The sequence below is a fragment of the Arthrobacter glacialis genome, from assembly GCF_002909415.1.
Classification (GTDB): Bacteria; Actinomycetota; Actinomycetes; order Actinomycetales; family Micrococcaceae; genus Specibacter; species Specibacter glacialis.
Genome location: NZ_PPXB01000007.1, coordinates 46,646 through 70,055, shown reverse-complemented (window position 1 = coordinate 70,055; position 23,410 = coordinate 46,646). Strand labels below are relative to the sequence as shown.

The following is a 23,410-nucleotide window of genomic DNA, read 5'->3' as shown; positions in this document are numbered from 1 at the left end:
GCGGACTGTGCCTGGGAACTCTCTGGCCAGAGCAGGCCCGCCATGGAGCATCTTGACCGGCCCCCAAGGATAGCCAGTGCAGCGATGAGGCGTTGTTGACGGTGGCCAACGATGACGGGATGGCCGTCGAGTTTAAGGAGCCAGAAACCCATAAGGTTGAGCTCCCATACATGGGGTGACTCACAGCTCATTCTTCCCCCAACCCCGACGACGCCACCGTTAAGTGGACTTGCAGGCCACGTACTCTGCCCCAGCGTGAGAGTCGTCTTTGCGATTGTTCGCCCATCAGCTTGATCATGGGCGCATCATTGGGAGGAGTCAATAAATTGAGTCACCCCTTGTCCAATCGTATGAAGAATCGACGCAGCTGTTGACAGTCTGGACGGAGAGACTGCCCTGGCACCTAGTAGACGGTCAAGGTCCGTTCCACGCGCAGCACCTTGCGGCGCATGAGGTATTTTCGCTCTCCGCCCAAGTAGAGGGTGCTGCGTTCAAGCTCCCATTTGCCGTATTCAGCATGTTCACGCACGCGTTGATAGGCGATGGGAACAGACTCGCCGGGCGACACAGTGATGAGTAGATATTCGTACTGGCGCAGCGGTGTCCCACGCCCTGTCAGTGCTGGTTTCAGCGTTTCCCTCATGGACTGTCCTTTCTCGTCAAGGCCTGCGAACTGCCCGTCATCTACAAAACCTACCCCTTGACCCGGCAGCGACCTACCGTGGAAGACGAAAAGGACTTTCATGTTGGGGAACTCACTGGTACCGTCAATCGCATGAGCATTGATCCCCGCGAAGCACTGAGTGCATTGACCACAGCATTGGAAGAACATCTGGTGGCCGCGTCAGCCCGCCGTGGGGAAGAAGACCCCATTGTTGAGGCCACCTTCCTAGGCATCATTGACGCTTTTGAAGCCTATGAAGAGGCACTTTTCGATGCCTTTGACGAAGTGACACCCCTGGTAATTTACGGTGAAGATGGTGAAGAGTTCGATGAGGACTCTGAAGACTCCGATGATTCTGACGAAGAGCCCAAACCGGCCGCCGAATAGTTTTCCTTCGGCCCCTTTGAGGCTGATTGTTCTTGATTCTTAAATTGTGAAAGCCCTCTTTTGAGGGCTTTCACAATTTAAGTGCCGTTTTGGCTGAAGTTCCTGGCTGTTACAGCGCGGAGACCTCGTTCAACACGCTGAGGATTGGCTCGGGCAGCGGTGCCAAGGACGATTTGAGAATTTCATTGAGCTGTTCGGGACTGCGCGGACCAATGACTGCCGCGGAGACGCCGTGGTGGTCCAGAAGCCAGCTCAATGCCACATCAAGCGGCGGCCGGCCCAGGCCCTTGGCGGCAGTCAGCAGAGCCTCGGTAATGCTAGCCGGGCGGCCTTCCAAATACTTTTCCACGTAACTGCCCATCGTGGCGCTGGCGCCCCGGGAATCGCTGGGAATCTGCCCCCGATATTTTCCGCTCAAGACACCGCGGCCCAGGGGAGCCCAACAGAGCAGACCTGTACCCACATGTTCCGCGGCGGGGACCACCTCCTTCTCCACAGTGCGGGCCAACAGGGAATACTCCACCTGGTTGGCCACAAGTGCTGTATCGCTGAGCGTTGCTGCGCGGGCCAACTGCCAGCCGTTGTAGTTGGAGACTCCGGCATAGCGAACCCTGCCGCTGCTGACGGCGTACTCAAGCGCCTCCAAGGTTTCCTCCAGCGGCACGTTGTCATCCCAAATATGCGCCAACCATAGATCCAGATGATCCGTTCCCAGCCGCGCCAAGGATGCATCCAAACCAGCCAACATGGCTCTGCGGGAAGTGTCCACCATGCTTTTTCCGTTGCGGTGGCTGATGCCTGCTTTGGAGATGAGGACAACGTCACTGCGGGGGACAACGTCACCTATCAGTTCGCCAAGAATGGCCTCGCTGCGGCCTTCCACATAACTGACGGCAGTGTCCAGCGAAGTTCCGCCAGCATCCACAAAGTCACGTAATTGTGTGCGTGCAGCTTCTGCGTCTGTTTCTTTACCCCAGGACATTGTCCCCAGTGTTAACGCTGAGACGCGCAATCCGCTGGTCCCCATGAATCGTTGTTCCATGCCTGCAAGCTTACGGTGATCTGTGTCCCCTTTTTTGCGTCCGCCGCGGTGGGGATCATTGTGAACTCGCTCATGCTTTAGGCTGAATCCCGTGAACTGGTTCGAAGCGGCCTTCCTGGGCCTCATACAAGGCTTGACTGAATTCCTTCCGATTTCCTCAAGCGCCCATCTATTTGTCGTGGGCAAATTCCTCCCGTCGGGCGCCGATCCGGGGGCAGCATTTACCGCAGTGAGTCAATTGGGGACCGAGACTGCCGTTGTTGTCTTCTTCTGGCGCGACATTGTGCGCATCATCAAGGCCTGGTTTGGTTCCCTGCGGGGCCGGGTGCCGCGCACCGACCCGGACGTCCGCATGGGCTGGCTCATCATCGTCGGCAGCCTGCCGATTGCCTTGCTGGGTGTCGTGTTCGCACACCACATTGAATCGACGCTGCGGAATCTGTGGCTGGTGGCCACCACGCTGATCGTCTTTGGACTCATTTTGGCCGTGGCCGATTCGGTGGCCAGCCAGAAGAGGGAGCTGAAGGACCTCTCCGTCAAGCACGGCATCATTTACGGCTTTGCACAGGCACTGGCGCTCATCCCCGGCGTGTCACGCTCGGGCGGAACCATTACCGCCGGCCTGCTCATGGGGTACACCCGTGAGTCTGCTGCCAGGTACTCGTTCCTGCTGGCGATCCCGGCCGTCTTTGGCAGCGGATTTTACGAGCTATACAAGATCGTCTCGGGCCATGAGAATGCCGAGGGCCCCTTCGGCATCGGCGAAACCATTCTTGCCACGGTCATTGCGTTCGGAGTGGGATATCTCATCATTGGGTGGTTCCTGAAGTTCATCTCCACCAAGAGCTTCCGCCCCTTTGTCTGGTACAGGATTGGCCTGGGCCTGTTGCTCTACATTCTGCTTGGTTTCAACGTCATCACCCCTGACTGACGGCGACCTAAAACCGCTTCGCGATTTTTCGGGTCCCCCGGAGGATAGGCTTAGCTCTGTGAAAACTTGGAAGTCCCTCGCCCTCCCGCAGCTGCCAGGCGTTATGCCCAGCATTCATCTGCATGAAACCAGCCAACAACGAGTAGTCGCACTGCCTGACTCGGATCAGGCCAGCCTCTATGTCTGCGGCATTACGCCCTACGACGCCACCCACATGGGCCACGCGGCAACCTACGTTGCCTTCGACCTGCTCAACCGGGCCTGGCGCGATGCCGACAGCACAGTTACTTACGTGCAAAATGTCACAGACATCGATGACCCTCTGCTGGAACGAGCCACCCGCGACGGTCAGGACTGGCACGAACTTGCCATCTCCCAGACCGCCCTCTTCCAGGCCGACATGGAGGCGTTGAACGTTCTGGCGCCCGAACACTACATCGGCGCCGTCGAGGCCATCGAGTGGATTGTTCCGGAAGTGACGAAATTGATTGAAGCCGGCCTCGCCTACCCTGTTGCTGGGACCGGCGGAGAGCCCGACGGCGATATTTACTTCTCAGTGGAGGCCGCCTCGGCGGCGGCCAAGACTGGCGGCCTGGACGCCCCTTGGTGGTTGGGTCAGATCTCCGGCCTGAGCCAGGAGGAAATGCTCCCGTTCTTTGCCGAACGTGGCGGCGACCCCGAACGGCCCGGGAAACGGCACCCCCTGGACGCCCTGCTGTGGCGTGCCGCCCGCGACGGTGAGCCGTCTTGGGACGGTGACACGCTCGGCGATGGGCGTCCTGGCTGGCACATCGAATGCACAGTCATCGCCCAGCGTTTCCTGCCCAAGCCGTTTACTGTTCAAGGCGGCGGAAGTGACCTGATCTTCCCGCACCATGAAATGGGTGCGGGCCACGCCTATGCGCTGGGCAACACTCCCATGGCCCAGCACTACGCCCATACAGGCATGGTGGGTCTTGACGGCGAGAAGATGAGCAAATCACGGGGCAACCTGGTGTTTGTCTCTGTTTTGCGTGCCGAGGGAGTTGACCCCGCGGCCATCCGGCTGGCCATCTTGGCCCACCACTACCGCAGCGATTGGTTCTGGACGCAGGAGCTGCTTGTTTCGGCACAGGATCGCCTGGCGCGCTGGCGTGCAGCGGTGGCCGTGGCCCCGGAAGGAACAGCCATGCCACTGCTGGCCGAAATGCGGGCGGCAATTTCACAGGACCTTGACGCTCCACGTGCCCTGGCAGGCATTGACGCGTGGGCTGCCCAAGCCAACGCTGGCACTCCTGCGGCCAGCGGAATCTGCGTGCGAGATGCCGCGCTGGTCTCGGACGCCATTGAGGCACTGTTGGGTATCGAGCTCTAAAACGCTTCGCGCGGAACGGGCCTGCCCTAGGGCTGATCCGTTCCGCGCCTACGCAAATAGCGTTCAAACTCCTTGGCAATGGAATCGCCGGTTGCCTCAGGCAGCTCGGCCGTGTCCTTTGCTTCCTCCAATTGCTTCACGTAAGCACCGATTTCAGGATCCTGGGCCGCGAGGTCGTTGACGCCGCGCTCCCACGCCTGGGCGTCGTCGGACAGTTCGGCCATGGGAAGGGTCACCTGCAGGAAATCCTCAATTTTGTTCAACAGTGCCAACTCGGCCTTGGGGGAGGGTGCCTGGGCCACGTAGTGCGGCACGGCGGCCCACACGGAAACCGTGGGCAGTCCGGCCAGCAACGACACCTCATTTAAGACACCCACGATCCCGATGGGGCCCTCATAGGCGGATGGTTCCAGGTTCAAGCGTTTGGCGAGCTCGGCGTCGTCGCACGAAGCCGAGACGGGAATGGGGCGCGAATGTGGAACGTCGGCCAGCAAGGCACCCACCAGAACCACATAGTTGACGCGTAGCTCTGCCGCCTTGGCCAGCAGCTCTGCCGTGTAGGCGCGCCAGCGGTAGGACGGCTCTATGCCGTGGACCAAAATGACGTCCACCTCGGTCCCGGGAATACTGGCCTTGGCAATTTTTGTCACCGGCCACTTGATCTTGCGCCGGCCGGCGGAATTGAGCCGCACCTCGGGGCGGGTGAACTGAAAGTCGTAGTACTCATCCGGTTCAATGACGGCAACTCTCTTGGCGTCCCAGAATTTGTGCAGGTACTTCAGCACATCACTGGCTGCTTCACCGGCGTCGTTCCAGCCCTCAAAGGCCGCCAGCATGACAGTGACCCGGTCCTCACCCGCTGCGGGAGTTAGCATCAGCCCGGGTTCGCCTGATTCCGCATCATTGAATCTGCTCACGGCTCCAGCCTAAGGCTCTGGCAGCCGATGGCAATACTCACCACGCGGAACCCGCTTTGAAAACCGTGCAGCCGTTCACGCCCCGTAGACTAGTGGCATGCTTTCACCCAGTGCCGCCGCCGCGCCCCTTGCGACTCCGACCTCTCCCACGCTCAAAGCTGTCCTCTGGGACATGGACGGGACGTTAGTGGACACAGAACCCTATTGGATTGCTGCCGAAATTGAGTTGGTGACTGCTCATGGCGGGCAATGGGATGAGGAGAAGGCGCACCTTTTGGTGGGCAGTGCCTTGGACGCCTCAGCTAGGATTCTCCAGGAAGCCGGTGTCAATCTCACCAGCCGGGAGATCATTGATCACCTATCCAATGCGGTCATTGCCAAGGTGCGCCGTGAATTGCCGTGGCGTCCGGGAGCCAGGGAACTGCTGGCGGATCTGCACAACAGTGGCGTGCGTTGCGCGCTGGTGACCATGAGCGAGCGCAACCTGGCCGCGGAAGTGGCCCAGGCGCTGGACCACGAGTACTTTGAATTCCTGGTGACAGGCGATGACGTCAACAACGGCAAGCCGCATCCCGAACCGTACTTGACGGCCATCGACATACTCCGCAAGACAGATCCCACCATCACGGCGGCTCATTGCGCGGCCTTGGAAGACTCGGTTCCCGGGGTTGCCTCAGCCTTGGCCTCAGGTGTTGCCACGATTGCCATTCCCAACGCCGTGCCGCTGGCTGATGATGCTCGCCGGACCACGTGGGAGACGCTCTCAGGGAAAACGTACGACGACGTCAATGCTGTTCTCGCTTCCACGTTCGCCTCCTCCGGGGCTGCTTTGTGAGTAGTCCTGCCAACGGTGCCAAGGCGCGCCGTGAGGGTTTTGTTATTGGCTCGGTACGCGGCACCCCCATCATCTTGGCGAACTCATGGTTTTTCATTGCCGGTGTGACGGTGCTGATTTTCGGCCCGCAGCTCCAAACCAACTTGCCGGGCCTGGGCGCAAGCGCCTACCTGGTCGCCTTTGCCTACGCCCTGCTTCTGCTGTTCTCGGTGCTGATCCATGAACTGGCCCACGCCGTTGCAGCCAAAATGTATGGCTGGCCAACGCACAAGATTGTCCTGAACCTATGGGGCGGCCACACGGAATTTGATTTCGGCAAGGCAACTCCCGGCAGGGCCTTGGTGGTGGCCTTTGCCGGCCCCGTGGCGAACTTTGTCCTAGCCGGCTTGGGCCAGCTGGTGGTGCTGGCGCTCCCGGAACGCACCTCCCTGGGAACTGCCGTTGCCCTGCTGCTGGCCAACATTTTTGTTGTTGCCAATCTGCTCATTGGCGCCTTCAACGTCTTGCCCGGTTTGCCGCTGGACGGTGGACGCCTGGTGGAGTCCATTGTGTGGAAGTTAACCGGCAGCCAGGAGAAGGGCACTGTTGCTGCTGGCTGGGCCGGGCGCATCATTGCGGTGGTGCTGGCCGTTGCGGTCCTGGGAATTCCCTACCTGCTGGGTGGGCAACCCGAGCTGACCACCGCGTTCATCGTGATCCTGATGGCCGGTTTTCTCTGGATGGGCGCCTCGGCCTCCATCAAGGGCGCCGGCATCCGCCTGCGTTTGCCGGACATTAGTGCGGGCACCTTGGCTACGCCGGCCATCAGTGCATCAAACGCCTGCACCGTGGCCCAGCTGTGGACACTTCGTGGACAATACCCCCAGGAACCCATCGTTTTGTACGGCCCCGATGGCCGCCCCTGTGCCGTGGTTGATGAGTTTGCGCTGGCCCATGTGCCACCCGAGGTTGCGGCAACAACCCCCGCCACGGCCGTGGCCAGGACCCTCTCATTGGGCGCCTACGTGCCTGATGTTGCCAAGGGGGAGGAACTGGTGGCCTACCTGGCCCAGCTCCCGGACACCGAATATGCGGTGATCAACCTCGATGGCAGGGTGACAGGGTTGCTGAGCCAGGCGAAAGTTGTTTCGGCCATCACCGGCAAGTCCGGACCCTAGGACCCACGTCCACAACAGCATGCGGCCCCGCCTCCACGGGCCAACCCCACGAACGCTTCAGCACCAACACGTTAGGAACTACCCCATGACTCACAGCGATTCCAGCCAAGAGACCTCCCTGCAGCCCCATGGCGCAGCTGCCCGTCGCGGACCTTTCCGCGCCGGTGAGCGTGTGCAGCTGACGGACGAGCGTGGACGCATGAACACCATCACCTTGACCCCCGGCACGGCGTACCACACGCACAAGGGCTTCCTTAATCACGATCTGCTGATTGGTGCCCCGGAGGGCTCCATGGTGGAAAGCAACGTGGGCCAGCAGTACCAGGCGCTGCGCCCGCTGCTCTCCGACTTTGTGCTCTCGATGCCCCGCGGCGCAGCCGTGGTGTACCCCAAGGACGCCGGCCAGATCATCACCATGGGTGACATTTTCCCCGGTGCCCGCGTGGTGGAGGCTGGCGTTGGCTCCGGCGCACTGTCCATCTCCCTGCTCCGGGCAGTGGGCGACAACGGCTACCTGCACTCCTTCGAACGCCGTGAAGAATTCGCCGACATTGCCCGTGGCAACGTGGAAACAATCTTTGGCGGACCGCACCCGGCCTGGAAGATCTCCCTCGGTGACTTCCAGGACCAAGTAGTGGAGCAGGAAGCCCCCGGCAGCGTTGACCGCGTTGTCCTTGACATGCTGGCACCCTGGGAATGCCTTGATGCCGTGGCTACGGTGCTGGCCCCGGGCGGGGTGTGGATCAACTATGTGGCCACCGTGACCCAGCTGTCCCGCACGGCCGAAGCTATCCGCGCCGACGGGCGCTTCACTGAACCTGACGCCTGGGAGTCCATGGTCCGCGGCTGGCACCTGGAGGGTTTGGCTGTGCGCCCCGACCACCGTATGGTGGCCCACACCGGTTTCTTGATGGTCACCCGCCGCCTTGCCGACGGTGTCACCGGCATGACGCTCAAGCGCCGCGCCTCGAAGACGGACTTTGCCCAGGAAGACCTGGACGCCTGGACCCCTGCAGCCGTGGGCGAGCGTGCCGTCTCCGACAAGAAGCTGCGCCGGGCAGCCAGGGATGCGTCCTCCACCGTGCAGACCCGCCGCACCAAGAGCAAAGTTGCTGACGAAGAGACTGTCACTGACGCGTAGCACTACACTCAGCAGTAGCAGCCCGACCCGGCTCCGGAAGGATCAATTGTCATGAGCGAATCACAGCACCCCACGCCCGACATCCCTGCCACAGGCGCCCCGTCGCCGGGTTCGGCCGAGGCCAGCTATCTCACAGGTCCCGGCCAGCAGGCAGTGTTGGAGCGCCAGCTCAACGTGCTCCGGGACAAGGCGCGCAACCTTGACCGCCAGCTGGCATCGGCAACCACCAACAATTCCAAGCTGGTGGCCATGCTGGAAACGGCTAAGTCGGAGATCCTCAAGCTCCGTTCTGCTTTGGAGCACGACGGCGAACCCCCCTACAGCTTCGGCACCATCGTTGCGCTCAACCGCCACAGCGCTGGCGGGGGAGTCAGCACTGCTGTGAGCCAGGAGAGCCTGGACATTTTTGCCTCCGGGCGGAAGATGCGCGTGGGGCTGAGCCCGTTGCTGCGCATGAGTGATCTCAACGTTGGCCAGGAGGTGCTGCTCAACGAAGCCTTCACTGTCATCGCCGGGCTGGGCTATGAGCGTGTGGGCGAACTTGTCACCGTCAAGGAGCTGCTGGGCACTACCCGGGTGCTGGTCATTGGCCGTGCCGATGAGGAGCGGGTGGTTCGTCTGGCCGGCGTACTGCAGGGCGGTTCAGTGAAGGTGGGGGATGCCCTCACGGTGGACGGGCGCACGGGCTATGCCCTGGAAAAGATTCCGCGCTCCGAGGTGGAAAACCTGATTCTGGAGGAAGTTCCGGACATTTCCTACTCCGACATTGGCGGCCTGGCATCCCAGATCGAGCAGATCCGCGACGCTGTGGAGCTGCCCTTCCTGCACCCGGACCTGTACCGCGAACACGGCCTCAAACCGCCGAAGGGCATTTTGCTTTACGGCCCGCCGGGCTGCGGAAAAACTCTCATTGCCAAGGCTGTTGCCAACTCCTTGGCCAAACGGGCTGCCGAACGCTCCGGCGTGAAGGATCAAAAGAGCTACTTCCTGAACATCAAGGGCCCGGAACTGTTGGACAAGTATGTGGGTGAGACGGAACGCCAGATCCGGCTCATCTTCAGCCGCGCCCGCGAAAAAGCCTCGGACGGCAGTGCCGTGGTGGTCTTCTTTGACGAGATGGACTCCTTGTTCCGCACCCGTGGAACGGGTGTGTCCTCCGATGTGGAAACCACCATCGTGCCCCAGCTCCTGAGTGAGATTGACGGCGTCGAACGCCTCGACAACGTGATTGTCATTGGCGCCTCCAACCGCGAGGACATGATTGACCCGGCCATCCTGCGCCCGGGCCGCCTGGATGTGAAAGTCAAGATTCAGCGCCCGGATGTTGAGGCTGCCGCCGATATTTTTGCCAAGTACGTCACCACGGCTCTTCCCTTCCACGCCGATGATGTGGCCGCCAACAACGGCAGCTTGCAGGAGACGGTTGACGCCATGATCCAGCGCACGGTTGAGGCCATGTACGCCACGGACAAGTCCAATGAGTACCTGGAAGTCACGTACGCCAATGGCGACACCGAAATGCTGTACTTCAAGGATTTCAATTCCGGTGCTGTCATCCAGAATGTTGTTGACAGGGCCAAGAAGTACGCCATCAAGGACCTGCTGACGCACGCTGAAAAGGGTATCCGGATTGAGCACATGCTCCGTGCCGTGGTGGATGAGTTCCGTGAACACGAGGACATGCCCAACACCACCAACCCCGACGACTGGGCCCGGATTTCGGGCAAGAAGGGTGAGCGGATCACGTACATCCGCACCATCGTGCAAAGCAAGGAAGGCCAGGTCCCCGGCAAGACGCTGGAGCCGCTGGAAACGCTGAGCAACACCGGGCAGTACTTGTGAGTGTTGTGCGGGTCATGGGGGCGGAAACCGAATATGGCATCCATGCCCCCGGTGGCAGCTCGTTCAACGCCACCTGGCTGTCCACCCAGGTGGTCCATGCCTATTCGCAGGAGACCAAGCAGCGGGCGGCAGCCGGTGGGGAGACCCGCTGGGACTACACTGACGAGGATCCGCTCGCTGACGCCCGCGGCTGGTCCATGCCACGAAATGTGGCCCATCCCAGCCAGCTCACGGACAATGAATCCGAACTCACTGCCGCGCAGATTGCCCTTGAGGGCGGCGAAACCGGCGACCCCAGCATTCCCCTCATGATGAATATGGTGTTGGGCAATGGTGCACGGCTGTATGTTGACCACGCACACCCTGAATACTCCTCACCGGAGGTCACCAACCCCCTCGACGCCGTGCGCTGGGATGCGGCAGGTGATTTGGTGGCGTTGGCCGCCGTGCGCAGGATCGCCGCAACCCCGGGCCTGCCGGAAATCAACCTGTACAAAAACAACACCGACAACAAATCTGTTTCTTACGGCAGCCACGAGAACTACTTGATGCCGCGGCACGTGCCCTTCAAAAACATTGTTTCCGGGCTGACGCCGTTCTTTGTAACCCGGGCCATCATGTGTGGGGCGGGCCGGGTGGGACTGGGCCAGGACGGCTCCGGCATGGGGTTTCAGATCAGCCAGCGAGCAGACTTCTTCGAAGCCGAGGTGGGGCTGGAAACCACCATCCGCCGCCCCATCATCAACACCAGGGATGAACCCCATGCCGTGGCTGAGAAGTACCGCCGCCTGCATGTGATCATTGGCGACGCCAACCTGAGTCAAGTCTCCAACTACCTCAAATTCGGCACCACGGCGCTGGTACTGGACATGATTGAGCACGGCAACGCCCCGGAACTGGAGTTCGCCGACCCCGTGTCCACGCTGCGGGAGATCAGCCACGACTGGCAGTTGCAGCAAACCCACCTGCTACGCAACGGCACCAGGGTTAGTGCGTTGGACGTGCAGTGGCTCTACCTTAACGCAGCCACGGCCCACGCCGCTGCCAACGGCTCCACCGATCCCACAACAGGCGACAGCCACACAGCCGCACTCTTGGCCAAGTGGGAGGAAGTGCTCACAGCTCTGGGCAACGACCCCATGAGCCTGGCCAGCCAACTGGAGTGGGTGGCCAAACTCAATCTGCTCCAGCAGTACCGTGCCCGGGACAAGATGGCGTGGAATGATCCCCGACTGGGCCTGATTGATCTGCAATGGTCAGATGTCCGCCCGGAAAAGGGTCTCTATTACAAGCTCCTGCAGCATGGCCGCATGCAGCGTCTTGTCACGGATGAGTCCATCGCCGCAGCAGTGCTGGCGCCACCCACTGACACCCGGGCATATTTCCGGGGCCGGTGCATCCAGGAGTTTGGTGCCCACGTGGTGGGGGCCAGCTGGGATTCAGTCATCTTTGAACTTCCGCAACTTCGCCGGCTCCAACGGGTGTCCACCAAGGAACCCCTACGCGGCACACATGCGCTGACCGCCGGGTTGTTTGATGCCAACACTGGGCTTGCCGATTTCCTGGCCCAGTTGCTCTCCGGCCCACACTAGCTGGCGGCCCAAACACAAACACCACGGTGGCACGCAAACTGGGCAGGTCCGTGGCAGGATGGAGTCAGATACCAGCTACGGGTATCAGGGATCCGGATATGAGGGACTAACCATGGCTTCGCAGGAACAAAAAAACGTTTCCTCCCGCACCGAGGAAGAACACGTCGATGAGGCGCCCCTGCCCACTCCGGCACCAGATTCTGGCGCTGCCCAGGCGGCCACCTCAGGGGTGGATGATCTCCTGGATGAGATCGACGGCGTGCTGGAATCAAACGCGGAAGAGTTTGTCCGCGGGTTTGTGCAAAAGGGTGGACAGTAGCACCTCATGGACTCTCAGCGCAGAAGTGAGTTTCCGGCGCTGGAAGCTGCCGGCTCTTCGTCGTCGTTCTTTGACTATGTGAGCCGCAGCCATCCCGGGCTGTTGCCCTTTGGCCAGGTCTTGCCGCCGGGCAGCATGCCGGCCACCCCGCACGGCACCACCATTGTGGCGCTGACCTGCACGGGCGGTGTTGTCATGGCGGGGGACCGGCGCGCCACCATGGGGTCCATGATTGCCAACAGGCACATTGAAAAAGTCTTTCCGGCTGACAAGTACTCCGTGCTCGGCATTGCCGGCACGGCAGGCATCGCCATCGACATTGTGCGATTGTTCCAGGTGGAACTTGAGCACTACGAGAAAATCGAAGGCACCCTGCTGAGTCTTGAGGGCAAGGCAAACCGGCTCGGCGCCATGATCCGCGCCAATCTGCCCATGGCCCTGCAAGGCCTTTCGGTGGTTCCATTGTTCGCCGGCGTCGAGCCAGAGGAGCCCGCCGGCCGCCTGTTTTCTTATGATGTAACGGGGGGCCGCTATGAAGAATTGGAACACCACAGTGTTGGTTCCGGCGCCGTTTTTGCCCGGGGTGCGCTGAAAAAACTGTGGCGCCCGGAGATGGGTCCCGAGGAGGCCGTAGCCGTGGCTGTTGAGGCATTGGTTGACGCCTCCGACGACGACTCCGCCACAGGAGGGCCGGACCTGGTGCGGCAATTGTGGCCTGTGGTCTATGTTGTCACGCAGCAAGGCGCCACCCGGGTCAGCCCCGAAACATTAGCTGCCGTGGTGGAAACCATTACCGCTCGGCGAATGGCCGAACGCAGGGAGGCATAAAATGGCGCAGCAATTCTATGTTTCTCCCGAACAAGTCATGAAGGACAGGGCAGATTTTGCCCGCAAGGGAATTGCCCGGGGCAAATCCGTCGTGGTCCTGAGTTTTCGTGACGGCATGGCCCTGGTGGCAGAGAACCCCTCACCGACCCTGCATAAGATTGGTGAAATCTATGACCGCATTGCCTTTGCCGCAGTAGGGAAGTACAACGAATTTGAAAGCCTGCGCCAGGCCGGTGTGCGCTATGCCGATGTTCGCGGATACTCCTACAACCGGGTGGATGTTACGGCCCGGGGCCTGGCCAGTGTTTATGCGCAAAGCCTTGGCACTGTTTTCACCGCCGAGCAAAAGCCTTTTGAGGTGGAACTGGCTGTTGCCGAAGTGGGGGATCGGGAGGGTGAAGACCACATCTTCCGTTTGAACTTTGACGGGTCCATTTCAGATGAGTCAGGCTACTTGGCCATGGGCGGCAAGGCCGAGCTGGTGCAGGCCACCTTGGCAAAAGTGTGGAGTGCCGGGGCCGAACTTGGCCAAGCGCTGCGCTGGGCTGTCAATGCCTTGGAGGCTCCCCGGCTCGAGGCCGCCACGACGGGTGCCGCCACAGCAGGTGCCGGCCCTGCGGTCCGGCTGGGGGCTCCTACCTTGGAGGTTGCGGTCCTGGATCGCAATGCGGCGGCTGTGGGTGGCTCGCACAGGGCCTTTCGGCGTTTATCCGCTGCAGATGTTGCAGCACAACTGAGAACAGACTAGAGGGGAATTAGCTGGTGGACAGGCGAATTTTTGGCATTGAAACCGAGTTTGGTGTGGCCTATTCAGCCCCAGGCTCACGGCCTTTGTCGCCGGAAGAAGTTGCCAGGTACCTTTTTCGCAAGGTGGTCAGCTGGGGACGCTCCTCCAACGTGTTCCTGCCCAACGGCTCACGGCTGTACTTGGATGTGGGCTCACACCCCGAGTACGCCACGGCAGAGTGCGACGGGATCGCCCAGCTTATAGCCCACGACCGTGCCGGGGAAGCCATCCTGAACGATCTTGTCCACGAAGCCCAGGCACGGTTGGAACTGGAGGGTTACAACGGGCAGATCTTCCTCTTTAAGAACAATGTGGATTCCGCCGGAAACTCCTACGGCAGCCACGAGAACTATCTGATCACCCGCAAGGGCGAATTCAACCGTTTGGCGGATATCCTCATCCCGTTTCTGGTCACCCGGCAGCTCATTTCCGGGGCCGGGAAGGTGCTGCCGGCCCAGCAGGGCGGGCAGTATGCGTTTTCCCAGCGCGCCGACCATATTTGGGAAGGCGTCTCCTCAGCCACCACCCGCTCCAGGCCCATCATCAACACCCGTGATGAACCCCATGCCGATGCCGAACTGTACCGCCGCCTGCATGTGATTGTGGGGGATTCCAACATGTCTGAAACCACCACCATGCTCAAGGTAGGCAGTGTCGACTTGATTCTGCGCATGGTTGAGGCGGGCTCCATCATGAGCGACATGCGCCTGGAGAACCCCATCCGCAGCATTCGCGAGATTTCCCATGACATCACGGGCAAGCATCCGCTGAAGATGGCCGATGGCCGCACCATGACAGCGATCCAGATTCAGCGACACTATTTGGAAAAAGTGAGCGCTTTTGTCCGCTCGCACGGAGCACACCATGATTTGGTGCCCCGAATCCTGGATCTCTGGGAACGCACCCTGGATGCCGTGGAAAGTGAAAACTATTCCAGCATCGACACCGAAATCGACTGGGCCATCAAGGCCAAGCTGCTTGGCGCCTACGCTGACCGGCACAACGTCACGTGGGGCTCACCCCAGGTGGCGCAACTCGATTTGCGCTACCACGACATCTCCGCGGACAGGGGCTTGTTCAACATGCTCGAACGGCGCGGCGCCGCCGCGAAGGTGGCCACCGCCGAAGAAATCCTTGCTGCAGTGGATACGGCGCCGGCCACAACACGCGCCCACTTGCGCGGCAAGTTTGTCAGCGCGGCCAGGGATTCCGGACGGGACTACACGGTTGACTGGGTTCACCTGAAACTCAATGACCGCTCCCACCAAACAATTCTCTGCAAGGACCCGTTCAAGAGCAGCGACGAACGCGTCGATGAACTCATAGCATCCTTGCGCCACGAGTAATAAAAAAACCGTGTAGCAGTAGCCCAACCAAGGACATGTTGGGCTGCCACGCAGCTTTCGTTCAGTTTCAAGCGATAAGCTGGACGCAGCCCTTTTCATCCACGTGCTTGATGGGGCACCGTGTCATAGGGCGCCGCGTTATTGCCCTCCCCCCATCAAACCTGCAATCGAAAGAGTTTCTGTGCGCCGACTTCTTGCCCTGCTTCTTCCAGTGCTGTTGCTTGCAACAGCGTGTGCACCCGGTTCAACGGACTCCGCCGCGCCGGCACCCAGCGCCTCGGTGTCGATTCCGCCGTCGAACGCGGAGGCCTTGGCCTCCGTCAAGGTGGAAGACCTCGGCAAGGGTAAAGCACCCAAGGTCACCTTTGACATGCCGTTGGAGATCAAGGCCGAGTCCATGCGCCTGGTCACCCCCGGTGACGGCGAGCAGATCAAGGCCGGCCAAATCGTTGCGTTCCAGCAGGTCATGCTGAACGCCACAGATGGTGAGACCATCGGCGAGTCGTTCACCAAGGAACAGTCCAACAAGATCACCTTGGATGATAATTTCAAGACCCAGTTCGCCCTGGTCTACTCGACCTTTGCCGGTGCCAAGGTAGGCGCCTACATCGCCTACGCAACCCCTGCCGTGCCTGCCGTTGCAGGTTCAACGGAGGCCCCGGAGCAGCCCGAGCAGCCTGCCGCCATGAGTGTCTTCAAGGTCGTCTCCGCGACGGATGCGCCGGCGCCGGCAAAGCTCATGAGCGCTGATGACGTTGCGGCTCTTGCCAAGGACGGCAAACTGCCCGTTGCAAAGTTTGATGACAAGGGCGTCCCCAGCATCACCATCCCCAAGAACGATCCGCCGGCAGACATGGCCGTTCAGGTTCTCACCGAAGGTACGGGCGACGTCCTGGCCGCCAGCGATTCAATCTCCGCCCTGTACACCGGCTGGACCTGGTCCGACGGCAAGCAGTTCGACTCCGCCTATGAGCGTGGCGAGGCTGCAACATTCAGCTTGCAGGGAGTTATTGAGGGCTGGACCAAGGGTCTGACAGGCCAAAAAGTTGGTTCAACTGTGCAGCTGACCATCCCGGCGTCGTTGGCGTACGGCGAGGATGCAGCGGCCGGCGGCAAGCCTGCCGGAACTCTGGTATTTGTTGTTAAGATTGAAGCGAAGAAGTAACTAAAACCCGCAAGGAGAACCATGTCTTTTGGAACACGCGACTACGATCGCACCAAGCCCGAAATTGAATTCCCGGCACACGCCGTTCCCACCGAACTGGTCATTGAAGACCTCATCGAAGGCACCGGCACCGAAGTAGTCCCCGGCAGCACCGTTTCCACCCACTACGTGGGCGTCGCATTCTCCACCGGCGAAGAATTTGATTCTTCCTGGGGACGCGGCAACCCGCTGGAGTTCCGCGCCGGCATCGGCCAGGTCATCCAGGGCTGGGACCAGGGCTTGATCGGCATGAAGGTGGGCGGCCGCCGTCGTCTGGAAATCCCCTCCGAGTTGGCTTACGGCTCACGCGGTGCTGGTGGAGCCATTGGCCCCAATGAAGCGTTGATCTTTGTGGTTGACCTGGTGGCCGTGCGCTAAGCACCCCCACTCCAACTGACCCGCAGTAGTGGTCGAAAAACGGCGCGAAATCGCGTTTTTTCGACCACTACTGCGGGTCAGTTGTTTAAGAGCGGGTCAGTAACACAGTTCCGCTGCCGGTACGCTGGGCTGTGTGTCCACAAAAATTGATGCCACTGAACGCCTGCTGAATCTGGTGATTGCCCTTTTGGGGACCCGGCGCGGCCACAGCAAGAGCTACCTCCGGGAACGAATCAACGGCTACCCGCCGGTGGCTTCAACCTCTGCCGAGGAAGAGAAGGTCCAGGCGTCCTTTGAGCGGATGTTTGAACGGGACAAGAAGACCCTGCAGGAGCTGGGTATTCCCATGACTGTGACCACCAACTATGACACCGATGCCCAGGATCAATCGCTGTACCGCATTGATCCGGTGGACTACCGGGTTCCCGAGGTCCGCCTCGACGAGTCGGCCATGACGCTGCTGGCAGTTGCCGCCAATGTCTGGGCCGAAGCAAGTTTTGGTGCCGCGGCCCAGTCAGCGCTGCGCAAGATTGCCACCCGGGCAGGAACCAGCTGGTATGAGGATGCCGCCACCTCGCAGTCGCGCATCCGAACCGCCGATCCTTCCTTCGAGCCTCTTTGGACAGCGCTGCGCAGCCATCACCCCGTGACCTTTGGCTACAGCGCTGCCGGGGCCGCCACCACCACTGTGCGCACCGTTCAGCCCTGGGGCCTTGGCAACAAGTATGGCCAGTGGTACCTCTCAGGCTTTGACCTGGACAGGGGAGAGCAGCGCAGTTTCCGGCTCTCGCGCATCGCCTCTGAGGTCAGCGTCCACGCCCAGGAGACGTTCAAACGTCCCGAAGAGTTCACCATCGCCTCCGTGTTGGATAGCCTGGGCACCGGCACCCCGCACACGGCCCAGATTGCTGTGCCGCGCGATGCTGCTCATTGGTTGCGCGGCCGCCAAGACACCGAACGGGTCACCGACGGCGCCTGGCACCGTGAGGGCTGGGAAGTGCTGGAGGTCAGCTATCGTGAGCCGGAGTTGATGGCCGACGACGTCGCCGCCATGGGTGCCCAAGCGCTGGTTATTGCTCCGCCCGCCTTGCGCGACGCCGTGGCCGCCCGCTTGCAGCGCGCTGCAGTGGCCGCCGATTCCGAACAGGGTCCCCTTGACTGGACCGTCCCGCTGCCGGGCCCCGCGGCCAAGAAAAAGGACTCACGGGACCGGCTCATCCGGCTGCTGTCCATGGTGCCGTATTTGGTGGCCAATCCGGGGGTGGAAGAAGCTGAGGTCTTGGCGGAATTCAACATCACTGCCAAGGAGTGGGAGAAGGACCGGGACACGCTGAACGTCTCCGGCCTGCCCGGCTACCTCCACGGCGATCTGATGGATGTCACCACGGAGGCCGGGCACGTATTCATCAGGGATGCCGAGACCCTGTCCAACCCGCTGCGCCTGACCCAGGAAGAAGCCTGCTCAGTTCTGGTGGGCCTCCAGGCGCTTACGGCGCTGCCCGGCACCGAGCAGGCCCATACACTCAACGCTGCCATCACATCGCTGCGCGCCGTGGCGGGGGAGGACGCCTGGCTGGCCAACGCCGTCGGGCTTCAACTGATCACCGGCCCCGAGGTGGAAACCATAGCTGTGCTGCAAGACGCCATCATCAACAAGCGTGCCTGCACCATGACCTATCTGGTCCGGGCCCGTGATGAACTGGGCGAACGCAGGGTGGAACCCATTCGGCTCTTCTCGCTCGATTCGCTCTGGTACCTGCGTGCCTGGTGCCACAAGGCGGGGGAGCTGCGCAGTTTCCGGGTGGATGCCATCAAGGAACTGGCCGACGCCGGAGCGCAAGACCATGTGCCTGCGGCGGGGCTCCCGTGGCAGCTCAACACCGGCATTTATGATCCCGGCAGCAACGACCACGCTGTGCAGGTGGTGGCAAGCGCCGCCGCCGTGCAACGGTTGGGGCCGGCCTACAACGCCTCGCTCTTTGCCCTGGCCGGCGGTGAGGTGGGTATGCGCCTGCTGGTGGGGGACATTGCCACACTCGCCCCGCTCATGGCCAGGATGGGCGGGCAGGCACGCGTGGTGGGTCCGCCAGCGGCCACTGCTCAAACGGCCGCCTGGCTAGCGCAGGCCGAGGCCAGCTATCACGCTGTGGGCGAAAACACCCCGGCTGTTCCCAGACTGGACGGCTAGACTCAAAAAATGCCTTGGTGGTTTTGGATCCTTCTCTGGATTGCGCTGATTGCGCTGTCCCTGCTTTTCATGGCCTTTTTGGGTCTCAAGCTCTGGCGCCAGGCGTCGGCAACCATGCGCACTTTCACAGATGTGAGTGATGAGCGGGCAGCGTACTGGGACCAGCAACTGTCGAAAGCCACAGTGGAGCACGTCACAGAAGAGCGAACGGTGGTTCCCGGCAGCGCCGTTTTTGCGTCACCTGAAGAAATGAAGGATGATTACCTAGCTACCAAGGAGGAACGGCGTTTTGCCCGACTTCAGCGGCGCGTCGCCCGCAGGAAAGAACGCGGACAGCTCCAATCCTTGCGCGACATCGAAGCATTACAAGACGTAGGATGAACCAAAAGGAAAGGCGTTACCGTGGGAAGACTTTTTGAGAGCCCCTGGGCTATCACCATCATCATCATTGTTGTTCTCTTGCTCTTCGCAGCCCCGAAGTTGCCCGGCATGGCCCGAAGCCTGGGACAGTCCATGCGGATTATCAAGTCCGAGGTCAAGGAAATGAAGAACGACGGCAAGGACGAGAAGCCCTCAACCACGCCGACCGCGTCAGCGGCCCCTTCGGCCACGGCCGCCCCTGAGGCCCCCATGGAAGGCAAGATCGTTAACAACCCGGCACAGGGCAACGTCTCGGGCGACGGTACCGGAACCGGTACTGGCGCTCAGTCATAGAAACGGTCGAAGAGCCGGTGGGCGCCACAAAGGGCCGTAAAGCCAATCCTGAAGGCAGGATGCCGCTTAAAGCGCACCTCATTGAGGCCCGCAACCGGCTTTTCAAGAGCGCCCTGGCGATGATCCCCGGCGTGATCATTGGCTGGATTATTTATGATCCGCTCATGTATGCCATCACTGAGCCGCTGCGTGACATCAGCCAATCCCGGAACATTGATGCTGCCCTGAACTTTGAGGGTGTCACCACTTCCTTTGACCTGAAGATTCAGATCTCCTTGATTCTTGGCCTGGTTTTGGCATCCCCCGTCTGGATTTATCAGCTGTGGGCCTTCATCACCCCAGGGTTAACCAAGAAGGAACGCCGCTACACGCTGTCGTACATGTTCGCCTCCGTGCCGTTGTTCCTTGCCGGCATTTACGCGGGCTGGTTGATGTGGCCCAACATTGTGCGTGGACTGACGTCCTTCACGCCCGAGGGCGGCAGCAACATCATGAAGGCAGTTGACTACTTGCAATTTGCCTTGCAGTTGATGCTCTTCATGGGCGTGGCCTTCCTGGTACCGGTTCTGCTCTTTGCGCTCAATGCAATCGGCATGGTGCGTGGAAAGACGTATCTGAAGGCCTGGCGTTTCACTATTTTGGGTGTCACGATCGTTGCTGCCATGGCAGCACCGGGCTCGGATGTCATGAGCATGTTCTTCCTGGGCGCCCCCTTGTTGGTTCTGTATTTTGGTGCCATTGGACTGTGCGTTCTCAACGACAAGCGCCGCGACCGGCGTGATGCGAAGAAGGTCAAGGAATCAGAGTCGATGGCCGATGTGGCCACGCCCTCAACGGATCTGGAAGTGCTCTGAGCTGACGTAGGCTTGTAGTATGCCAAGCTCCGAGATGACAAGCCCTGCCGAACGTTACCTGGCAGCCAAGGATCGAGTTCGAGACCAAGGCACCGAGTTGGGAGAATTCAAGGCAGGCCTCTCCTTTGAGCTGGATGATTTTCAAAACACCGCGTGCCGTGCCGTCCTGGCCGGCCGCGGTGTTTTAGTTGCAGCCCCCACCGGCGCCGGCAAAACCATTGTTGGTGAGTTTGCTGTGCACTTGGCTCTCACCCGCGGTTACAAGGCGTTCTACACAACTCCCATCAAAGCTCTGAGCAACCAAAAGTACCAAGAGTTCTGCGAGAAGTACGGTGTAGAAAACGTGGGCCTGTTGACGGGCGACACCAGCGTTAACTCCGAAGCTCCCGTGGTTGTCATGACAACCGAAGTGCTGCGCAACATGCTCTACGCAGACTCGAACACGCTCAACGGCCTGGCCTATGTGGTCATGGATGAAGTCCATTACCTGGCTGACCGCTTCCGCGGCGCCGTCTGGGAAGAGGTCATCATCCACCTGCCCAGTGAGGTTGCCGTGGTCTCCCTGAGCGCCACGGTCTCCAACGCAGAAGAGTTTGGTGCCTGGTTGGGCACCGTCCGGGGCGACACCGCTGTGGTGGTCTCTGAGCACCGGCCCGTGCCGCTATGGCAGCACGTGATGGTCCAGCGGGACCTGGTTGACCTGTTTGCCGAGAATGTGGCCTTTGACGAAGCTGCCCCCGGCAATGACACCGTGGATAACTCCCGCACCCCCAAGATCAATCCCGAACTGTTGAAGCTGGCGCGCTCGGAAACCGTCAGCGCCAACGGCCATTCACGCAACGGCCGCCGGGACGGCTCCGACCGCGCAGGTGGCAGGTACCAAGGCGGCGGCAAGTACGGCAGTGGGCGCACCAGCGGCTTTGGCATGACCCGCGCCGCCTCCAGGCCCCAAGTCATTCGCGCTTTGGAGAAGCAGAACCTGCTCCCCGCCATCACCTTCATCTTCTCCCGCGCTGCCTGCGACGCGGCCGTCAACCAGTGTGCCGCTGCAGGGCTGTGGCTCACCACGGATGCCGAGCGCATTGAAATTGCCCGGCGCGTTGACGCGGCCTGCGCCGAACTCCCCGACTCGGACAGGGACGTGCTGGGTTTTTGGGGCTGGCGGGACGGCCTGTTGCGCGGACTGGCAGCCCACCATGCGGGCATGCTGCCCAGCTTCAAGGAGGTGGTGGAGGACCTGTTCGTCGACGGACTGGTGCGTGCAGTCTTTGCCACCGAAACCCTGGCCCTGGGCATCAACATGCCCGCCCGCACAGTGGTGTTGGAAAAACTCGAAAAGTACAACGGTGAAGCCCATGTTGCCATCACAGCGGGGGAGTACACCCAGCTGACGGGCCGTGCCGGACGCCGCGGGATCGATATTGAGGGCCATGCGGTGGTGTTGTGGCAGCCGGGCACGGACCCCACTGCCGTGGGCGGCTTGGCCTCAAAGCGCAGCTACCCCCTGAACTCCAGCTTCCGTCCCACCTACAACATGAGCATCAACCTGGTGGCACAATTTGGCCAGGACAGAACCCGCGACATTCTTGAATCGTCTTTTGCGCAGTTCCAGGCAGACAGTTCGGTGGTGGACCTGGCCAAACAGGTGCGGTCCCGGGAAGCGTCCCTGGCCGGCTATGAAAAAGCCATGACCTGCCATCTGGGTGACTTCAACGAGTACGCCAAACTACGCCGCGAGCTCTCCGACCACGAGTCAGGGGCATCCGCGTCAAAGTCCAAGCAGCGCCGCAACGCGGTGGTTGATTCCATTGCCAGCCTGCGTGCCGGTGACGTGATTTTGGTGCCGGGCGGACGCAACCCGGGGCACGCCGTCGTGGTTGGTCCTGACAGCAACACGCGCGAACCGCGGCCCACCATTCTGACGGTTGATCGGGAGCTGCGGAAACTGAACCTGCACGACCTGACCGGACCGGTGGAGGTTGCCGCGCAGCTGCGCCTGCCCAAGGGATTCAATGCGAAGGTGCCCAAGGACAAACGCAATCTGTTGGCAGCGTTGGAGGCCAAGTTGGCCGAAACATCAGCGCAGCTCCCGCACCGGACTGCTGCTTTCCAATATGCCGCCACGGGCGAGGATGCCGCCATCACCACCTTGCGCAGGAACCTCCGGTCCCACCCCTGCCACGGGTGCAGCGATCGGGAGGACCACGCACGCTGGTCCGAGCGCTGGTGGAAGCTGCGGCGCGAGACTGACGGAATTGTGCGGGCCATCCAGGCGCGCACCAACACCATCGCCCGCACCTTTGACAGGGTCATTGACTTGCTGGCTGGCTACGGTTTTGTGGTTGCCGACGGCTCCGGAAAGTTAGTGCCCAGCGAGGACGGCCAACGCCTGCGCCGAGTGTACGGCGAGAAGGATCTGCTGATTGCCCTGGCTTTGCGACAGGGCGCGTTTTCAAGTCTGGACGCGGCCGAGCTGGCAGCCTTTGTCACCACTTTGGTCTACCAGGCCAAGCGCGACGGCGAAGGGTCCCGTCCCCGGATGCCCAGTGTGAGCCTGGAACAGTCGGTGGAAGATGTTGTCATCGCGTGGTCAAGGCTCCAAGACGCCGAGGAATCTCATAAACTGCCGCTGACCAGTGAGCCTGAGATGGGTTTGGTGTGGCCCATGTACAAGTGGGCCAAGGGTCGCAGCCTGCAGGATTCGCTGGCAGGCACAGAGCTGGCCGCAGGCGACTTTGTGCGCTGGACCAAGCAAGTCATTGACCTGCTGGGCCAGCTGGCCCAGGTCCCCGCCGTACCGGCCGGGTTTGCGCCCGTGTGCCGATCGGCCATTGAGATGCTCCGCCGTGGCGTTGTCACTTACACGGCCGTGGTGGACTAAAACCCCTACCGCGGCATCTCTGCGCGGATGCCCCTTGGAAAAAAGATTG

At 61.1% G+C, this 23,410-nt stretch carries 22 protein-coding genes; 19 read left to right on the top strand and 3 right to left on the bottom strand.

Going from position 1 to position 23,410, the window contains the following annotated elements:
* Positions 1-403: 403 nt before the first annotated feature.
* Positions 404-643, bottom strand: a complete 240-nt coding sequence (locus tag CVS28_RS10350; protein WP_103465696.1) for a DUF5703 family protein — start codon at positions 641-643, stop codon at positions 404-406.
* Positions 644-775: 132 nt separating this feature from the next.
* On the opposite strand from CVS28_RS10350, the gene CVS28_RS10345 reads away from it, so the two are divergent.
* Positions 776-1,051 (top strand): hypothetical protein, encoded by a 276-nt coding sequence (locus CVS28_RS10345; protein ID WP_103481525.1) that lies wholly within the window; start codon positions 776-778, stop codon positions 1,049-1,051.
* Between the two features lie 109 nt (positions 1,052-1,160).
* Here the strand turns inward: CVS28_RS10345 and CVS28_RS10340 are convergent, their stop codons facing one another.
* Positions 1,161-2,093 carry an aldo/keto reductase gene (locus CVS28_RS10340; protein ID WP_103481524.1) on the bottom strand — a complete coding sequence of 311 codons (933 nt, stop codon included), beginning with the start codon at positions 2,091-2,093 and terminating at the stop codon, positions 1,161-1,163.
* A gap of 91 nt (positions 2,094-2,184) precedes the next feature.
* Between CVS28_RS10340 and CVS28_RS10335 the strand changes: the two genes are divergently transcribed.
* Positions 2,185-3,024 carry an undecaprenyl-diphosphate phosphatase gene (locus CVS28_RS10335; protein WP_103465695.1) on the top strand — a complete coding sequence of 280 codons (840 nt, stop codon included), beginning with the start codon at positions 2,185-2,187 and terminating at the stop codon, positions 3,022-3,024.
* Positions 3,025-3,082: 58 nt separating this feature from the next.
* Positions 3,083-4,378, top strand: a complete 1,296-nt coding sequence (mshC, locus tag CVS28_RS10330; RefSeq protein ID WP_103481459.1) for a cysteine--1-D-myo-inosityl 2-amino-2-deoxy-alpha-D-glucopyranoside ligase — start codon at positions 3,083-3,085, stop codon at positions 4,376-4,378.
* Between the two features lie 26 nt (positions 4,379-4,404).
* On the opposite strand, the gene CVS28_RS10325 is transcribed toward mshC, so the two are convergent.
* Positions 4,405-5,253, bottom strand: a complete 849-nt coding sequence (locus CVS28_RS10325; RefSeq protein WP_103465842.1) for a proteasome assembly chaperone family protein — start codon at positions 5,251-5,253, stop codon at positions 4,405-4,407.
* Positions 5,254-5,392: 139 nt separating this feature from the next.
* Here CVS28_RS10325 and CVS28_RS10320 point away from each other — a divergent pair, with 139 nt between their 5' ends.
* The 16 genes from CVS28_RS10320 (at position 5,393) to CVS28_RS10245 (ending at position 23,361) form a co-directional block, all read left to right on the top strand.
* Positions 5,393-6,130, top strand: a complete 738-nt coding sequence (locus CVS28_RS10320) for an HAD family hydrolase (protein WP_103465693.1) — start codon at positions 5,393-5,395, stop codon at positions 6,128-6,130.
* The gene (locus CVS28_RS10315) at positions 6,127-7,287 is read left to right on the top strand and encodes a site-2 protease family protein (RefSeq protein ID WP_103465692.1); all 1,161 of its coding nucleotides are present in this window, start codon (positions 6,127-6,129) and stop codon (positions 7,285-7,287) included. The genes CVS28_RS10320 and CVS28_RS10315 overlap by 4 nt, the downstream gene beginning before the upstream one ends.
* 85 nt (positions 7,288-7,372) lie before the next feature.
* The gene (locus CVS28_RS10310) at positions 7,373-8,428 is read left to right on the top strand and encodes a tRNA (adenine-N1)-methyltransferase (protein WP_103465691.1); all 1,056 of its coding nucleotides are present in this window, start codon (positions 7,373-7,375) and stop codon (positions 8,426-8,428) included.
* A gap of 51 nt (positions 8,429-8,479) precedes the next feature.
* Positions 8,480-10,270: a proteasome ATPase gene (gene arc / locus CVS28_RS10305; RefSeq protein ID WP_103481458.1), complete on the top strand. Its 1,791-nt coding sequence runs from the start codon at positions 8,480-8,482 to the stop codon at positions 10,268-10,270.
* Positions 10,271-10,284: 14 nt separating this feature from the next.
* A complete protein-coding gene (gene dop / locus CVS28_RS10300; RefSeq protein WP_103465841.1) occupies positions 10,285-11,862 on the top strand; it encodes a depupylase/deamidase Dop in 1,578 nt (525 codons plus the stop codon).
* Between the two features lie 112 nt (positions 11,863-11,974).
* The gene (locus CVS28_RS10295) at positions 11,975-12,181 is read left to right on the top strand and encodes a ubiquitin-like protein Pup (protein ID WP_103465689.1); all 207 of its coding nucleotides are present in this window, start codon (positions 11,975-11,977) and stop codon (positions 12,179-12,181) included.
* Positions 12,182-12,187: 6 nt separating this feature from the next.
* Complete coding sequence (gene prcB, locus CVS28_RS10290) at positions 12,188-13,009, top strand: proteasome subunit beta (protein WP_103481457.1); 822 nt, start codon at positions 12,188-12,190, stop codon at positions 13,007-13,009.
* A gap of 1 nt (position 13,010) precedes the next feature.
* Complete coding sequence (prcA, locus tag CVS28_RS10285) at positions 13,011-13,757, top strand: proteasome subunit alpha (protein ID WP_103481456.1); 747 nt, start codon at positions 13,011-13,013, stop codon at positions 13,755-13,757.
* 14 nt (positions 13,758-13,771) lie between these two features.
* On the top strand, positions 13,772-15,142 hold the full coding sequence (gene pafA / locus CVS28_RS10280) for a Pup--protein ligase (protein WP_103481455.1): 1,371 nt from the start codon (positions 13,772-13,774) through the stop codon (positions 15,140-15,142).
* 181 nt (positions 15,143-15,323) lie between these two features.
* Positions 15,324-16,307, top strand: coding sequence for an FKBP-type peptidyl-prolyl cis-trans isomerase (locus tag CVS28_RS10275; RefSeq protein WP_103481454.1), 984 nt, complete (start codon positions 15,324-15,326; stop codon positions 16,305-16,307).
* 21 nt (positions 16,308-16,328) lie between these two features.
* Positions 16,329-16,724, top strand: a complete 396-nt coding sequence (locus CVS28_RS10270) for an FKBP-type peptidyl-prolyl cis-trans isomerase (RefSeq protein ID WP_103465684.1) — start codon at positions 16,329-16,331, stop codon at positions 16,722-16,724.
* A 133-nt stretch (positions 16,725-16,857) separates the two neighbouring features.
* Complete coding sequence (locus CVS28_RS10265; protein ID WP_103481453.1) at positions 16,858-18,912, top strand: helix-turn-helix transcriptional regulator; 2,055 nt, start codon at positions 16,858-16,860, stop codon at positions 18,910-18,912.
* A 9-nt stretch (positions 18,913-18,921) separates the two neighbouring features.
* Positions 18,922-19,293: a hypothetical protein gene (locus CVS28_RS10260; RefSeq protein WP_103481452.1), complete on the top strand. Its 372-nt coding sequence runs from the start codon at positions 18,922-18,924 to the stop codon at positions 19,291-19,293.
* 21 nt (positions 19,294-19,314) lie between these two features.
* Positions 19,315-19,626, top strand: coding sequence for a Sec-independent protein translocase subunit TatA (gene tatA, locus CVS28_RS10255; RefSeq protein WP_103465681.1), 312 nt, complete (start codon positions 19,315-19,317; stop codon positions 19,624-19,626).
* 59 nt (positions 19,627-19,685) lie between these two features.
* Positions 19,686-20,480, top strand: a complete 795-nt coding sequence (tatC, locus tag CVS28_RS10250; protein WP_103465680.1) for a twin-arginine translocase subunit TatC — start codon at positions 19,686-19,688, stop codon at positions 20,478-20,480.
* A gap of 19 nt (positions 20,481-20,499) precedes the next feature.
* Complete coding sequence (locus CVS28_RS10245) at positions 20,500-23,361, top strand: DEAD/DEAH box helicase (RefSeq protein WP_103465679.1); 2,862 nt, start codon at positions 20,500-20,502, stop codon at positions 23,359-23,361.
* The last annotated feature ends 49 nt before the right edge of the window (positions 23,362-23,410 follow it).